General features: G+C 64.4%; 16 protein-coding genes. 8 read left to right on the top strand and 8 right to left on the bottom strand.

Annotated elements, in window-relative coordinates; all coding sequences use genetic code 11:
• Window position 1 precedes the first annotated feature (1 nt).
• Both JY96_RS11920 and JY96_RS11915 read left to right on the top strand, forming a co-directional pair.
• Window positions 2–745, top strand: a complete 744-nt coding sequence (locus tag JY96_RS11920; protein ID WP_035037682.1) for a hypothetical protein — start codon at window positions 2–4, stop codon at window positions 743–745.
• Between the two features lie 31 nt (window positions 746–776).
• A complete protein-coding gene (locus JY96_RS11915) occupies window positions 777–2042 on the top strand; it encodes a hypothetical protein (RefSeq protein ID WP_035037680.1) in 1266 nt (421 codons plus the stop codon).
• Between the two features lie 34 nt (window positions 2043–2076).
• On the opposite strand, the gene JY96_RS11910 is transcribed toward JY96_RS11915, so the two are convergent.
• From JY96_RS11910 to JY96_RS11900, 3 genes are all read right to left on the bottom strand, one after another.
• The gene (locus tag JY96_RS11910) at window positions 2077–2586 is read right to left on the bottom strand and encodes a hypothetical protein (protein WP_035037678.1); all 510 of its coding nucleotides are present in this window, start codon (window positions 2584–2586) and stop codon (window positions 2077–2079) included.
• A gap of 2 nt (window positions 2587–2588) precedes the next feature.
• A complete protein-coding gene (locus JY96_RS11905) occupies window positions 2589–3299 on the bottom strand; it encodes a YebC/PmpR family DNA-binding transcriptional regulator (RefSeq protein WP_035037676.1) in 711 nt (236 codons plus the stop codon).
• Between the two features lie 75 nt (window positions 3300–3374).
• Window positions 3375–3842: a nuclear transport factor 2 family protein gene (locus JY96_RS11900; RefSeq protein WP_035037674.1), complete on the bottom strand. Its 468-nt coding sequence runs from the start codon at window positions 3840–3842 to the stop codon at window positions 3375–3377.
• Window positions 3843–3931: 89 nt separating this feature from the next.
• Here JY96_RS11900 and JY96_RS11895 point away from each other — a divergent pair, with 89 nt between their 5' ends.
• A complete protein-coding gene (locus JY96_RS11895) occupies window positions 3932–4501 on the top strand; it encodes a TetR/AcrR family transcriptional regulator (RefSeq protein ID WP_052162447.1) in 570 nt (189 codons plus the stop codon).
• A 210-nt stretch (window positions 4502–4711) separates the two neighbouring features.
• Here the strand turns inward: JY96_RS11895 and JY96_RS23195 are convergent, their stop codons facing one another.
• The 5 genes from JY96_RS23195 to JY96_RS11880 all read right to left on the bottom strand — a co-directional run bounded on the left by JY96_RS23195 (window position 4712) and on the right by JY96_RS11880 (window position 10206).
• Window positions 4712–5212, bottom strand: a complete 501-nt coding sequence (locus JY96_RS23195) for a hypothetical protein (RefSeq protein WP_152606476.1) — start codon at window positions 5210–5212, stop codon at window positions 4712–4714.
• Window positions 5213–5316: 104 nt separating this feature from the next.
• A complete protein-coding gene (locus JY96_RS23190; RefSeq protein ID WP_152606475.1) occupies window positions 5317–5667 on the bottom strand; it encodes a hypothetical protein in 351 nt (116 codons plus the stop codon).
• Window positions 5668–5721: 54 nt separating this feature from the next.
• Window positions 5722–8832: a serine/threonine-protein kinase gene (locus tag JY96_RS11890; RefSeq protein ID WP_035037671.1), complete on the bottom strand. Its 3111-nt coding sequence runs from the start codon at window positions 8830–8832 to the stop codon at window positions 5722–5724.
• 34 nt (window positions 8833–8866) lie between these two features.
• Window positions 8867–9430 carry an ECF-type sigma factor gene (locus JY96_RS11885; protein WP_035037669.1) on the bottom strand — a complete coding sequence of 188 codons (564 nt, stop codon included), beginning with the start codon at window positions 9428–9430 and terminating at the stop codon, window positions 8867–8869.
• 86 nt (window positions 9431–9516) lie between these two features.
• Complete coding sequence (locus tag JY96_RS11880) at window positions 9517–10206, bottom strand: TetR/AcrR family transcriptional regulator (protein WP_235333908.1); 690 nt, start codon at window positions 10204–10206, stop codon at window positions 9517–9519.
• Between the two features lie 146 nt (window positions 10207–10352).
• On the opposite strand from JY96_RS11880, the gene JY96_RS11875 reads away from it, so the two are divergent.
• The 5 genes from JY96_RS11875 to JY96_RS11855 all read left to right on the top strand — a co-directional run bounded on the left by JY96_RS11875 (window position 10353) and on the right by JY96_RS11855 (window position 14956).
• A complete protein-coding gene (locus JY96_RS11875; protein WP_052162446.1) occupies window positions 10353–10724 on the top strand; it encodes a cytochrome c5 family protein in 372 nt (123 codons plus the stop codon).
• Window positions 10721–12139, top strand: coding sequence for a D-arabinono-1,4-lactone oxidase (locus tag JY96_RS11870; protein ID WP_052162445.1), 1419 nt, complete (start codon window positions 10721–10723; stop codon window positions 12137–12139). The genes JY96_RS11875 and JY96_RS11870 overlap by 4 nt, the downstream gene beginning before the upstream one ends.
• A 15-nt stretch (window positions 12140–12154) precedes the next feature.
• Entirely contained in the window at window positions 12155–13435 is a 1281-nt protein-coding gene (locus JY96_RS11865) for an alanine racemase (RefSeq protein ID WP_052162444.1), read from the top strand.
• A gap of 79 nt (window positions 13436–13514) precedes the next feature.
• Complete coding sequence (locus JY96_RS11860; protein ID WP_035042485.1) at window positions 13515–13955, top strand: DUF2147 domain-containing protein; 441 nt, start codon at window positions 13515–13517, stop codon at window positions 13953–13955.
• A 68-nt stretch (window positions 13956–14023) separates the two neighbouring features.
• On the top strand, window positions 14024–14956 hold the full coding sequence (locus JY96_RS11855) for a hypothetical protein (RefSeq protein WP_052162443.1): 933 nt from the start codon (window positions 14024–14026) through the stop codon (window positions 14954–14956).
• The last annotated feature ends 10 nt before the right edge of the window (window positions 14957–14966 follow it).

The raw sequence follows: 14966 nt of genomic DNA, 5'->3' as shown, positions 1-14966 counted from the left end.
CATGAACGAAATTGCCCTCATCCAACAAACGCAGAGCCTGATTGCCGCCGGCGACATCGTGGGCGCCGAGGCCATCCTGGTGGACCTGGCCGACCGCGAAGGCGACGGCGCGCTGATGGTCGTGCTGGAGCAGTTGCCGCCCAAGGACATCCTGGCCGTGATCCGCGAGTACGACCCGTCCAAGGACTCGGTCATCAACCTGCTGATCACGCCCGAGCAGTTCGCCCGCGCCGTGGTGATCGAAAAGCGCTACAAGGACCTGACCCGCACCCACCTGCGCGGCATGGTCAACTCGATCATCTTCCGCGAGGACGCCGACCCCATCGAGTTCCTCAACGCCCTGGGTGACCTGGAAGGCGGCGCCGAAGCCCTGGCCGATTACTTCACCGACAAGTGGAGCCGCGTCGAAAGCTTCGCCCGCACCGGCACTTTCGACACCGTGGAAGACGACGGCCAGATGCTGTCGGAAGAGGCGCTGCTGGCCTCGGCCCACGTGCGCCCCGTGCTGCAGCACGAGGAAGTGGCCGACCACGACTGGATGGAGCTGGCCTGGTTGCTGCGCTACCAATGCCCCGACCTGTTCGGCGAGATGCTGCTGGTGCTGCGCGCCAAGGCCCGCCGTGGCGAAGACGCGCCCGAGGAGGAAGAGGAAGAAGAGACCGATCACCGCGTGGAGACCACGGAGACCGACCGTGGCCGCATCACGCAGGCCGCGATCGACCCGGACGAAGAGTCGGCCATTTGAGTTCGGCCATCTGATTCGAGGTTCCCACACCATGTCCGCCACCTTCACCCCGCCCCCGGCCGAATCGGCAGAACCCTCTTCCGGGCCCTCTGCCGTCTCGCTGTACGACGCGCGCCCCTTCTTCGAGAAGGCGCTGCAATACGGCGTGCAGCACGGCCTGATCGACCAGAACCGCCTGGACGCCATGTGCGTGGAAGCGCCCAAGGGCATGGTGCAGATCGCCGCCTACTTCGGCAGCGAGTTCCTGCGCCCCGAGCTGGAAAAGGCCCGCGAGCGCATGGTCAACCTCATCAGCCTGTACCTGGAAGACTCGTGCGGCGGTGACCTGCGCAAGGCGGCTGAAGCCCTGCGCGACAACTCCCTGCTGTCGCGCTCCAAGGGTGGCTCGGACATGCTCAAAAAGCTGATCGGCATGCCGCAAAGCAGCCATTTCGGCATGAGCGAGCGCCGCGGCTTCACCAACGACCACATCCCGCAGCTGGCGAAGTGGACGCTGCGCAGCCTGGCCGACTACCGCGCCGAGCTGGCCTCACGCCGCCACGCCGCCGACCTGATCGAGGCCGCCACCTGGCTGGCGCAATCCCTCGGTGTGGACGCCGACGAGCTGGAAGAACACGGCGCCGATGCCGAAGCCGTGATCCGCACCGCCTTGCTGATCGATGCCGTGGGCCGCGAAGCCCTGCCCGACTGGATCGGCTTCGAAAAGACCATCGGCGTGCTGCGCCGCCAGCCCATGCTGGCCAGCGAAGAGGGCCTCACCGTGCCCGCCGAGCTGCCTGCGCACCTGCACGAGGCGGTCGAGCGCGTGCGCCGCTCGCTGCTGGCCGACATGCCCCGCATCCTCGACGCGGCGCTGTCGCCGCGCAAGCTGTTCACCCAGACCGCCGCTTTCATGGGCCGCTACTTCTGGACGGAAGACGCCCTGGCCGAAGTGGACCACCACGAGCGCACGGCCTCGGCCGAATGGCGCAAGGCCACGCTGGGCCAGACGGATGAAGATGCGCTGCTGACCGTGTTCCTGCACATCGCGGCCGGCAGCAAGCCCAAGACCAGCATGAGCGACAAAAGCGCGGCCACGCTGATCCGCAAGATCCGCAAATCAGGCCTGCACCCCAAGCTGGCCAGCGACTTCATTGCCGCCCATGCGCCCGCCGCCTTGCGCGAGAGTTATGCCGAGTTGTGGCGCCTGTTCCTGCAGGAGGCCCAGCCCCTGCTGTTGAGCGACGCGGTGACCTCGCACAACGATGCACTGGCGCTGCTGCGCCGCGAGTGCGTGGTGGTGGCCGCAGCGGCCTGAGCGAGCAGATCAGCAGGCGTGGGTCGACGCGGCCTCAGCCCCGGCCAGGCTTGACGAAGTCGGACGCCACCCAGGCTTCGGCACTGGCCTGGCTCAGCTTGAAGCTGGCCGCCACCCGCACCTGGGCGAGCTGATCTCCACCTTCATCGAGCGCTGACAAAAGCGCGTACGGGTCATCCTCGTCGGGCACGATGTCGAGGTTGACCGTGAGGCGCCCCGATGCCGCACTCACCACCACGCTCTTGTGCAGCAAGGCGTGCAGTTGCTGCTCATGGCGGCGGATCACCTCCGAAGCCGTCTTCACGAGGGTGTTGAACGCGCCGGTGTCCAGCGGCTTGGGGTTCTTCTTGTCGCGGCCCATGGTCCAGGGGCCGACCAGGGCGGGCTCGGGCTCCCCGTCCCTGATCATCTCGACCGCCCAGCCATCGTCGTCCTCGTTCTTGACGACCTTGGCCGTCCAGCCGTTGTCGTGCCACAGGCGTGCTTCGTGGATGGGCTCGGCCGCAGCAGCTTGTGCGTCGCTGTCCTTGTGGGTGTCGTTCAAACTCAACCTGCCAATCCGGCAAACACGTTCTGCACGTCGTCGTTGGCGTCCATGGCTGCCAGGAAGGTCTCGACCTCCTCCAGCGCTTCGGGGCTCAGGCTGGCCGGGTCCACCGGGTTCTTGGGCTTGTAGCCCAGCTTGGCCGACAGCACCGTGAAGCCTTGCGCGGGCAGGGCACGGCTGACCGCATCCAGATCGGTCGGGTCCGTCCAGAACAGGGTGACGCCGTCTTCACCCACTTCCAGGTCCTGCGCGCCGGCTTCGATGGCCGCCATCTCGGGGTCAGCGCCGGCGGTGCTGGCTTCGGCCTCGATCATGCCGACGTGGTCAAAGTCCCAGGACACCGAGCCCGAGGTGCCTTGCTGGCCCTTGCGGAACAGCACGCGCATGTCGGAGGCCGTGCGGTTGACGTTGTCGGTCAGGCACTCGACCATCACCGGTACACGGTGCGGTGCAAAGCCTTCATAGATCACGTGATCAAAGTGCACCGCCTCACCCGTCAGGCCCGCGCCCTTCTTGATGGCGCGCTCCAGCGTGTCCTTGGGTATCGAGGCCTTGCGGGCCTGTTCAACCACCAGGCGCAAGCGTGCGTTGGCCGCCGGGTCAGCGCCGTTGCGCGCGGCGATCATGATTTCCTTGGCCAGCTTGCCGAAGACCCGGCCCTTGATGTTGGCGGCCAGATCCTTGTGTTTTGCTTTCCACTGCGCGCCCATGGCGGGGTCCTTTGAATGGCTGAGAAGGCCGCCAGTTTAGTGGACGCGGGTTGATGGTCGGTACAAGGGGCAGGTTCACAGGCCCAGATCGCTCAGCCCCGGGTGATCATCCGGCCGGCGCCCCAGCGGCCAGTTGAACAGGCGCTCGCTGGCCGATATCGGCAGGTCATTGATGCTGGCGTAGCGGCGCACCATCAGGCCCAGGGCGTTGAACTGCCAGTTCTCGTTGCCGTATGAGCGGTACCACTGGCCCGCATCGTCATGCCACTCGTAGGCAAAGCGCACGGCAATGCGCTCATCCGAAAACGCCCACAGCTCCTTGATCAGACGGTAATCCAGCTCACGCGCCCATTTGCGCTGCAGGAAGACGCGCACCTGTTCGCGCCCCACTGGGAACTCGGCGCGGTTGCGCCACTGCGTGTCCTCGGTGTAGACCATCGCCACCCGATCCGGGTCGCGGCTGTTCCAGGCGTCTTCGGCCAGGCGGACCTTCTGGGTGGCGGTTTCCAAGGTGAAAGGGGGCAGAGGTGGGCGGGTATCCATGATGCGGCATCCTTGTGGCTCATGTAGACAGATTTGTCTACATCGGACGAAATCTACCGCAAGTAGACAAGTCTGTCTACAATGTACCCATGAACATGCTGACCGCACCCGAAGGCGTCGCGCCTCACGCTCGAGACCGCATCCTGCACACTGCGCACCGGCTCTTTTACGCGCACGGCATCCGCGCGACCGGCATCGACAAGGTCATCGCCGAGGCAGGTGTCACCAAGGTCACCTTCTACAGGCACTTCCCCAGCAAGAACGAGCTGATCCTGGCCTACCTGGCCTTGCGCCATGCCATCTGGATGGACTGGTTCACCGCGACACTGGCCGAACATGGTCACACCGTGGCGGCCCTGACGCCCACCCTGAAGGCCTGGTTCGAAGACAAGGGCTTTCGCGGCTGCGCGTTCATCAACGCCGTCAACGAGATGGCGCCAGAACTGCCGGCCGTCAAAGACATCTCATACCGGCACAAAGAGGACATGGCCCAGGCCATTGCCGACCTGCTGCCACCGTCCCGGCAACGCAAAGCCACAGCCCGGGCACTGGCCGTGGCCGTGGACGGCGCCATCGTGCATGCGCAGATGTCGGACGATGCCCATGAGGCACTGCGCGCGTTTGAACGGCTGTGCCGGGCGTTGACGAGCCACCTTTGAGGCCGGAGGGAGGTTGCGCTACTCAAGCAAGCGGCTGCAAGAAAAGCGACAGCAGGGCATCGGACGCAATAGATCCATGACGCCAATAAATTTCAGGCGTGTAGACAAGTGTTCGTCTTCAATGCTTTGTGCTGTTGATACAAAGCGGCCAAAAGATCGCAATAAATCTGCAAATAGAGCGAACCATGGCTCGGCTACACCATGATCAGGTCAGTATTGGATGGTTGATTTGGGTTTGGGGGGAACGGGAATCGTCCCAGTGGGAAAGGAATCCAGCCCTGTCTCCCCATCTTCGCGAGCCTTGGGTTTCGGAGGAATGGGAATAGTGCCGCTCGGGTAAGCATCAACTCCAGCATCGGCGTCCTCTTGGGCCTTCGGCTTAGGAGGAAGCGGGATTGTTCCTCCGGGATAGGCCGTCAAGCCAAACGAATCGTCGTCGCCTGAACCTACCTTCGCCTTTGGTTTAGGGGGAATGAGGATCCCGCCTGTTGGATACTCATCCGCTCCTGCTTCGCCAGCATCACGGGCTTTGGGCTTTGGCGGAATGGGAACGCTACCAGAGGGGATCCAATCCTGCTCTGCGGTGGCCTTACCGGCCGATTGCTGCACCAGTACATTGGAGGGCTGCGCCCAGGTCGACCCGGAAGCCCCGATTGCCGAAACGGCGATGACCATGACCTTGGCAGGCCAAGACAACAAAGTGCGACGCATGCTGATTCCCTTCAGTGAGTTGAAGGGGACAGATTAGTGCCGCATGAGTTCCTTGCATTCCCTCTTCGGTGTGCGCCCGAAGAGGGACGACTTCTTGTCAGAAGTTATGGCTGAGCGGCTTTGGCCTTGACCGCACCAGCGGCTTCGAGGCCTTCCTTTTTGGGCTTGGGGGGAATGGGTAGTTGCCCCGTTGGATATTGATTTTCCCCATTCTTCATGACCACACCACCCGCTGTGCTTCCTTTGGGTACAACAGGGGTGACCTTGCCCGGCGTAGCGACCACGCGTGATGCTGCGCCGGTTGCAGCAGACGCCGTCATGACAGCCGCTTTGGGCGCAGGCGCATTTTCTGCATGAGTCGGGTAAGCAGAGATCGCCAGCAAAGAAGCCAAAAGAGCCGAACGGGCGCAAGTGTATGCATCAATCATCGGAAAGTCCTTCAAAGCTTGAAGCATGAGAGCTTCTCATTGAATAAACGAAAACACCATCCCTAAACCGACAACTCGAAATCAACTTGCAACACGTTTCTCGACACGCTGATATACACGCCAAAAATGAGCTGCGGTTGTGCCGCAACGCTTCAACGCGATTTGGGCCAAACTCAATTGATGCAGGGATGCCGACTGGTCGCCCAGCAGATGCAGGACTTCTGCGTATCGACTACGTGTTACCGCCAGATAGGGATTTCCAGGACCCAACTTAGCCAATGCTTCGATAGCTCGCTCGAAATACTTCTTCGCGTCACGCGGATGCCCCTGAGCCAGGGCCATGCGAGCAGCTAGGTCATTGGACGCATAGATGTCCAGCACAAAAGTGTCACCGCGTGCTTGCCCGGTGATCGCGTCCATGTAGGCACGCACAAACGGCTCAGCATCGCTCAACTTGCCTTGCTCCAGATACAGCGCAGCCCAACTGGCCTTGTAGTCGACCTGTGGCAGTGGCGATGGGTTCGAAACTGACGTATCCAGCCTTGATGCCCGCATCAACCAAAGCTTGGCGTCATCAAAGCGTTGCTCAGCAAGATAGCTAGACGCAATCGCTTCTTCTACAGCATGGACCATGGAGGAGGCATCCCGCGTCGCGCCAAACAGGGCGTCACGCGTATGCAACAACAGTTGCCGCGCGGCTTGGTATTGCCCCATATCGATCAGATACCAAGCCATCGTTATTTCTAATAAGCCGTCTCGAGGTATGCCTCTGTCCGCTGAGCGATGCAAGGTCATTGCAGCATTCAGGCTGGCGCTTGCGTCAGACATGCGCCCCTCGAACAGCGCGCTTTCTCCTTGCGCCCACAGCGCGTCAACAACCGTTCTGGCATCTGCCTCGCCCCGGTGCTTCAAAATCACCGAACCAGCATGCTCTATCAAGGCGTGAGCGTCCTGTTCAGTCCCCAAAAGCGCATGAAGCCGGCCCAATTGCAACTCCACCGTAGCCGTGCTCAAGTGCTCTCGGCCGAGCGCGTTGGTCATCACCGTCAAGGCTGCATGCAGCTCCTCATCTGCCTGACTAAGTCTGCGCACCATGCCTAGGCTCATGGCCAACTGAAATCGCTCCTTTGCCAGCCGTATTGAGTTTGCACCCCATAACATGGTGCGGACCCGCATGGCCTCCTTGTACAGCGCGTAAGAAGTATCGGCCTGCCCCTTCAGACTCAGTATGTCGCCCATCCCCACTAGCGCCTCGGCGTATTGCGTGCTGGGCATGCGTTGACGCTCCAGTACCTTCAACGCTGGTGCGATCTCGCGTTCAGCGACCTCAATGTTGCGTGCGAGCGCTTCCATCTGCCCTCGGGCAACCTGCAAACCATAACAAACTGTCGCAGGCTGCATCTGCGCGGCCCTGCATAAAGCCAAGCCCCTGTCCAAGGTTGCCCTTGCGCCTTGCGTATCCCCCCTCGCATCCTGACTATCCGCCAACTCCCTCAAGGCCTGCGCGCGCTCTGCCACTGACGCCCTCATGGCTTCAAGCTGCGCCAACCGCTGCTTGCGCAGCTTGATGGCCTCGTCGGTGATCGCGAGGCTGTGCAGCAAGCCGCCCACCACGCCTTGCAGCTCCACGCGCACTTCGGGCTGGTCCTTGAGCTGGGTGCCCAGTGCATTGGCGCTGTTGATGAGCAACTGCTCAACCGTCTGCTGGCGCTTGCGCAGGGCATCGGGTTGTTCCACGTCGCCGTTCTCGAACAGGCCGACCAGGAAGTCCTTGATGGCGTTGGCCTTGGCCGCTTCCTGCCGGGCCTCCTTGGCTTGCCACAGGGCCAGGCCCAGGCCCACGCTCAAGGCGGCGACGACGGCCCCCACAGCGCTCAGGGCCCAGGCATGGCGCTGGATGTACTTGCGTGTGCGGTACCAGCGGCTGTCCGGCTGGGCCGCTATAGGCTCCTTGGCCAGGTGGTGCTGGATGTCCTGCGCAAAGGCTTCGGCGGTGGGGTAGCGGCGCGTGGCCTGCTTTTGCAGGGCGGTGGCCACGATCACGTCGAGGTCGCCACGCAGCAACTGGCTCAGGCGGCGGGGGCTGGCCCTGAAGTGTTCGGCCAGATCGCTGACCGTGACCGCGGTGGGGTGGTGGGTCTGCACATCGGCATCGAGCCAGACCTGGCTGGGCCGGCGCGCATCGGCGACCAGGATGGCCTCTTCGAGCGCACCGCGTGTGCCTCTGGGCAGGCGGTAAGGACGCTGGCCGGTCAGCAGCTCGAACAGGATCACGCCGAGTGCGTACACGTCGCTGGCAGTGGTCAAGGGTTGACCGGCGATCTGCTCGGGCGCGGCGTAGTCCGGCGTGAGGACATGGCCGTTGTGCTGGGTCAGTTCGGTGGAGGGCGCCACCAGCCCGGTCTCGCTGTCGCGGATGAGCTTGGCGATGCCGAAGTCCAGCAGCTTGACCTCGCCTTCGCGGTTGACCAGGATGTTGCTGGGCTTGAGGTCGCGGTGCAGCACGAGCTTGGTGTGCGCGTACTGCACGGCGCTGAGCACCTGCAGGAAGAGCTTGAGGCGCTCGTACAGGTTGAGACGGTGTTCATCGCAATAGGCCGGCAAGGGCAGGCCTTCGATGTACTCCAGCACCATGAAGGGCAGGCCGGTGGGCGCGGTGCCCACGTCGTACAGGCGGGCGATGTGGCGGTGTTCCAGGCTGGCGAGGATGTCGCGTTCACGGCGCAGGCGTTCGGCCAGCAGGGCCTGGCCGGGGCCGGCATGCGGCATCTTCAGGGCTACCTGGCGACGGATCTGGCCGTCATCGCGCTCGGCCAGCCAGACCACGCTCATGCCGCCCTGGCCCAAAGGCTTGATCAGGCGGTAGGGGCCCAGCATGTCACCAGCGAACAGGCCGGACTGGCTGACGCGGTTCGAGCGGGCGTCGGCTTCATCGGGTTCGTGGGGGCCATCTGGCGAAGGGAAGGGCGAGGGCGAGGGCGCTGATGCCAGCGGCGCCAGCTTGGGCAGCTCGGCCATGAAGGCACCGCCATCCAGTTCTTCGCGGTCGGCCAGCAGTTGCTTGAGCGCGGCACGCGTTTCATCGTCCAGCGTCAAGTCGCGCAGCCAGGCCTCGCGCTGCTCACGGGGCTGCGCCAGGGCCTCGTCCAGCAAGGGCATGAGGCGGGGCCACAAGGCCATGGGGATCTTCATGGCTGGGGCCTCATACGCACAGGCGCACAGCCGCTCAGGCCTTGAGGGCCGCAAACAGGAAGCTGCGGGCGCGCTCCCAGTCACGTTCGACCGTGCGAGTGCTCACGTCCAGCACTTCGGCGATTTCGCTGTTATCCAGGCCGATGAAGTAGCGCATCTCCACCACCTTGACCAGGCGCGGGTCGATGGCGCCCAGCGCTTCGAGCGCTTCGTGGATGTGCAGCACCTCGTCTTCGCCGCTGGGCAGGCCGCTGGCCACGGCAGTGTCCAGCGTGACAAAGGCCATGTCGCCACCACGGCGCTGGGCCTGTTGCTCGCGGGCGATGTCCACCACCACCGAGCGCATCACCTTGGCGGCGTAGGCCAGGAAGTGGCCGCGGTCATTGAGCGAAAGCTCTTCGAGCTTGAGCAGGCGCAGGTAGCACTCGTGCACCAGCGAGGTGGTGTCGAGCATCACGCGCTCGTCGGTCTTGCGCATGCGCGCCGAGGCGATCTGGCGCAGCTGCGGGTAGAGCAGGTCGAACAGGCGGTTGAGCGCCTCAGACTGCCCTTGCTGCGCTGCAGCCAGCAGCTGCGTGACTTCCCCGACCTTGCCCATGAGCCCACTCCATCCAAGACAAACCGCCACCGCACCGGATGGCGCAGTGGCATTGTAGGGAGCTTCAGGGCTTGTTCAGGCCCCGGTCAAGACTTGAACTGCTGCACGATGCCGCCCAGCAGCACCTCGATCATCAGCTCGATGTGGCGCTCACTGGGCACCTCGGGGAACCAGACGTCATCGGGGCCCATCACCAGGTGGCGCGCCGTCAGGCCGTGGATGCCCTCCCAGAAGATCTGGGTCATCAGGTCGATGTCGACATCCTTGTTGCTGACCGCCCCCGTTTGCGCGAGATCGGCCCACAGGCTGCGGCCAAAGGCATACGGGTCTTCAGACGGATCACCATGCTGCACACGCGCCGACTCGTTGGGCGCATGCGGGCGCTGCTGCATGAACACGAAGGCGTACTCGGCCGGGTGCGCGATGCCGAACGCGATGTAAGCCCGCGCCATGCCACGGATGCGGTCAGCCGGGGTCTTGTGTGCGTTGGCCGCGGCCGACATCACGCGGGTGAGCTCGAGCAGGTCTTCGTCCATGGCCTGCGTGATCAGCATGGCCTTGTCCTCGAACAGCGAGTACACCACCGTGGTGGAGTAGCCCGCCAGCTCGGCCACCTTGCGCAGCGAGACATCGGCCAGGCCCCCCTTCTTGATCAGCTTGCGCACGATCTTGATGATGGCCTTGCGGCGCTGCTCGGCCTCGCGCAGCTTGCGCGTTTCCTTGGCGGCATCTTTGGCTGAATCTTTGGTGGACTCTTTGGCAGAAGTGGTGGCCACGAAGCGGCGCTCCTCGGGTGATCTCACGGCCCTATTACCTCGCGTTTTACGGCAGGAAGTGGACAGGGTTTGTCTGGATAACTGTCTGATTGGACACAGCATATTCTGATAACACTGTATTTTTTTCTCGCGCCGTTTCTTTTTTCATGACCCCGATCAAACACGCGCTGCTCTCGCTGAGCTGGCTGCCCATGCTCCTGCTGGCCGCCTGCCACGATGCGCCGCCGCCCCCTCCCGGTGACCTGGACGTTGCCCGCGCTGAAACCCTGCGTCCGGCCGATGCCCAGCTCGCGGCCAAGTACGAACGCGCCTGCCTGAGCTGCCACGGCGTGCGCAGCGCCGCCCCCTTGACCGGCTTCGCCCCGGCCTGGAAGCCGCGCCTGGCTCAAGGTGCCGAGGTGCTGCTGACGCATGCCCGCGAAGGCTTCAACGGCATGCCCGCCAAAGGCCTGTGCAGCGACTGCACGGACGACGACCTGCGCGGCCTGATCGCTTTCATGAGTGGCCCCACCCCATGACCCAACCCGACTTCCAGACCCTGGTGCCCCGCCGCCAGTTCATCGCGCAAGGTGCAGCCGCCACGCTGGGCGGGCTCTTACTGAGCCACGGCCTGCTGGACGAGGCACAAGCCGCCACGCCGGCCACCGCACCCGCCGCAGGCAGCCTGCAATGGCACAACTGGTCGGGCGTGCAACGCGCCACGCCGGCGGCCTTGCCCACCCCTGCCAACGAGGCTGAACTGCAGGCCCTGATGGCATCGGCGCAGGGTGAAGTCCGGGCCTTCGGCTCGGGCCACTCCTTCACCGCACTGGTGCCCACCTCGGGCACCATCGTCTCGCTGGACAAGCTCTCGGGCCTGATCTCGGTCGACAAACAGGCGATGACCGCCACCATCCACGGCGGCACCCGTCTGGGCGTGCTGTCGCGCGCACTGGACGCCCAGGGCCTGGCCCTGCGCAACCTGCCCGATGTGGACGTGCAGACCATCGCAGGCGCCATCTCCACCGGCACGCACGGCACCGGCATCGACCTGCCCGCGCTGCACGCCGACATCGTGGGCATGCGCATCGTCACGCCCGGCGGCAAGGTGATCGAGCTGCACGAGGACCAGAACCGCGCCATGCTCGCCGCAGCGCGTGTGTCGCTGGGCAGCTTTGGCGTGATCTCGCAGGTGACCATGCGTGTGCTGCCCGCCTACAACCTGCACCGCAAGGTCTGGCTGCGCCCCATCGAGCAACTGCTGCAACAAGCGCCCCAACTGGCCCAGCAGCATCGCAACTTCGAGATGTACTACCTGCCCTTCACAGGCTATGGCGCGGCCATCTCGCACGACCTCTACACCGGCACAGACCTGATGCTGCCCAAGCCCAGTGACGACGCCGTCATGGACGACCTGCGCAAGCTGCGCGACTGGCTGGGTCGCTTCCCGCAACTGCGCCAGTGGGCCGCGCAGAAGTTCATCGACCCCAATATGACCGACGAGGCACGGCACCGCGCCTACCGCCTGCTGTCGTCCGTGCGGCCCATCAAGTTCAACGAATCCGAGTGGCATGTGCCGCGCGAGCAAGGCATCGCCTGCCTGCGCCAGATCATCGCCGCCATCGAGAAGCACAACGAGGCCTTCTTCCCCATCGAGTTCCGTTTCATCAAAAGCGACTACGCCTGGCTCAGCCCCTTCCACGGCCGCGACAGCTGCTCGATCGCCGTGCACGCCGCCGCCGACGAGCCCTGGGACTACCTAGTGAAGGACTGTGCCCCCATCTACCGCGCCCACAGTGGCCGCCCTCACTGGGGCAAGCTGCACGAGATGGGCTTCAAGGAGCTGTCGGCCATGTACCCACGCTGGGCGGACTTCCAGACCATGCGCAAACAGTTCGACCCGCAGGGCCACATGCTCAATGCACACCTGCGCAAGCTGTTTGTCCAGGCATAAGGGAAGAAAGACACCATGCCACTCCTGACCCGACGCCAGTTCATCGGCACCGCCACGGTGGCCGCAGCCGCTGGTGTGGTGGCCCTGCGCCCCACTGACCAAGGCGCACCGTACGAGCCCTACTTTGCTTCGCTCAACCAGGCCTTGAAGGCCGCGGGCATCGGCACGCCCACCCTGGTGATCGACCGTGCGCGCCTGCATGCCAATGCCGAACACGTGCAGGCCCATGTGCAAAACAGGCTGCACCTGCGCCTGGTCAACAAGTCCCTGGCCTGCATGCCCTTGCTGGACGAACTGAGCAAGCTCACCGGCACACAGCGGCAGATGGTGTTCAACCTGCCCTACCTGCAACTGCTCACGCAGCAACGCCCGCAAAGTGATGTGCTGATGGGCAAACCCCTGCCGGTGGTCGCCGCGGCGCGCTTCTACGCGCAGCCCCCCGCATCCGGCTTCGACGCCAGCCGCCAGCTGCAATGGTTGGTCGACACGCCCGAGCGCCTGCGGCAATACCGCGATCTGGCCCGCGCGCAAAAGCAATCCATGCGGGTCAACATCGAGATCGACGTGGGCCTGCACCGTGGCGGCGTGCCCGATCTGGACATGATGAAGACCATGGTGCAGCTCATCGCCGAAGAGCCCTTGCTGCATTGGGCCGGCCTGATGGGTTACGAAGCCCACACCGAAAAGATCCCCGAGATCGGTGGCCTGCGCGAGCAGTCGCGCGCGCATTCCAAGCAGGCCTATCAGCGCATGCTGGACTTCGTGCAGGCCAGCCCGCTGAAGGCCGCACGCGACCAGCTCACGCTCAACACCGCCGGCTCGCCCAGCTTCAAGCTGCACGACGGCAGCGGCGCGGCCAACGAGGTGTCGGTGGGCTCGGCCATGGTCAAGCCCTCCGACTTCGACACGCCCTTGCTGACGGACATGCAGCCCGCCGCCTTCATCGCCACCCCCGTGCTCAAGACGGGGCGCTTCGTCGCCCCCGATGGCGTGGAGCCGCTCAGCACCGCTGCTGGCTGGTGGGACCCCAACCAGCGCGCGTCCCTGTTCATCTATGGCGGCCACTGGCTGGCCAACCCGGTGGCGCCTGCGGGCCTGAGCCCCAGCGGGCTGATCGGCCCCTCGTCCAACCAGCAGATCCTGCTGGGCTCGGGCAAGCAGGCCCTGCACCCCGATGACTTCGTGTTCCTGAGGCCCACGCAAAGCGAGGCCGTGTTGCAGCAGTTCGGTGACATCGCCGTGTACGAGAACGGCCGCATCACCGAGATGTGGCCCGTGTTCCCGGCCCAGGCCTGATTGTTGTTGATTGCGCTTGGCCTGCGCCCGTGAAGGCGCGGTTGAGGGCACCGTCTCTGTCGTATTGGAGAAGATGATGATGAAGCGTTTGCCCATCGTCGGCCTTGTCACGGCCGTCACTGCCCTGCTCACCGGCTCGGCCGCTTGCGCCGCCCAGACGCCCCCCGGCCCCAACGACGCCAAAGGCCTCTGGCTCAGCGCCGACAAAGGCGCGGTGATCGAGTTCAAGGACTGCACCGACCCGGCCGGCGCCCTGTGCGCCACCATCGTGTGGGACAAGGACGCCGGCACCCCGCTGGACACCTGCGGCCTGATGATCGCCAAGCTCAAGAAGTACGACGACGAGGCCTGGCGCGACGGTTGGGTTCACGACCCGCGCACCAAGAAGAACTACAAGGCCACCGTGCGCGTCAACAAGGACACCTTGTCCCTGCGCGCCTACATCGGGGCCGAGATCCTCGGCGAGACCGAAGAGATGAGCCGCGTGGCCACGCTGCCCGCAGGCTGCAAGGCGCATTAGCCCGACCCATCGTCCGCAATCGATTCAAACCCAAGCCGACACGAGCGGCCCCTTTCCGGAGACAAGCCATGAAGTCCACCCTGTCCCTCTCTGCCATCACGTCCGCCGCACTGACCGCCCTCATGCTGGCCGCCGCCGCATCGGCCCAAGCCGCCGCCCCGGGTGAGCCCGAGATCCAGACCTACTCGCTCGACATGGAAGCCAAGGTGCTGACCGATCGCCGCACCAACGGCCTGTCGGACACCTACCGCCGCCCCGGCGCCGAGTTCACCGTCACGGCCGCGCACGAGTCCGGCTTCCTGGGCTACCTGCAACTGGGCACGGTGGCCAAGGAGAGCTTCCCCGATGGCAACAAGACCACCGCCGTGGCCGCGCTCGGTTACCGCTGGGGCAAACCGGAAGCCTGGCACTTCGGCGTGGGCGCGGCGCATGAGATGTTCCCCGGCTCGTCGGTGGAGGTGCATGACAACGAAATCGCCTACGCCATGGGCGCACCCGCCGAGCTGATCAAGACCAACTTCGACACCAGCTTCGGCCTGTTCGAGTTCGGCTACGGCATCATCGAAGCCCGCTACATGCTGGTGCTGAGCAAGGACTTCCGTGGCAACAACACCTCGGTGGTGTGTGGCAGCGCCGCCCAGATCGGCATGATCCAGAACGGCGGGGCCGACCTGTCCGAGGCCATGAGCTGCTATGACCGCGGCTACCACAACAGCCGTGGCTCGCAGCTGCTGCAGGTTGAAGCCAGGATCCCGCTCAATGGCAGCACCAAACTGGTCACGCACCTGGGCTACACCGCCGTGCACAACTTCTCCTTCCTCAACACGCTGGACTACAAGCTGGGCGTCAGCCACACGCGCTGGGGTTTTGACTTTGAAGCCGACATCGTTGGTGGCAGCATGCGCAACAGCTATTACGGCAACACGGCAACCACCGATGGCACGTCGGTCAAGCGCATCGACAAGCCCGCGCTGATGGCCAGCATCGCCAAGCGCTTCTGACCGCGCTACC

It is taken from the genome of Aquabacterium sp. NJ1, from assembly GCF_000768065.1.
Lineage (GTDB): Bacteria > Pseudomonadota > Gammaproteobacteria > Burkholderiales > Burkholderiaceae_C > Aquabacterium.
This window is presented reverse-complemented; position numbering and strand designations above follow the sequence as displayed.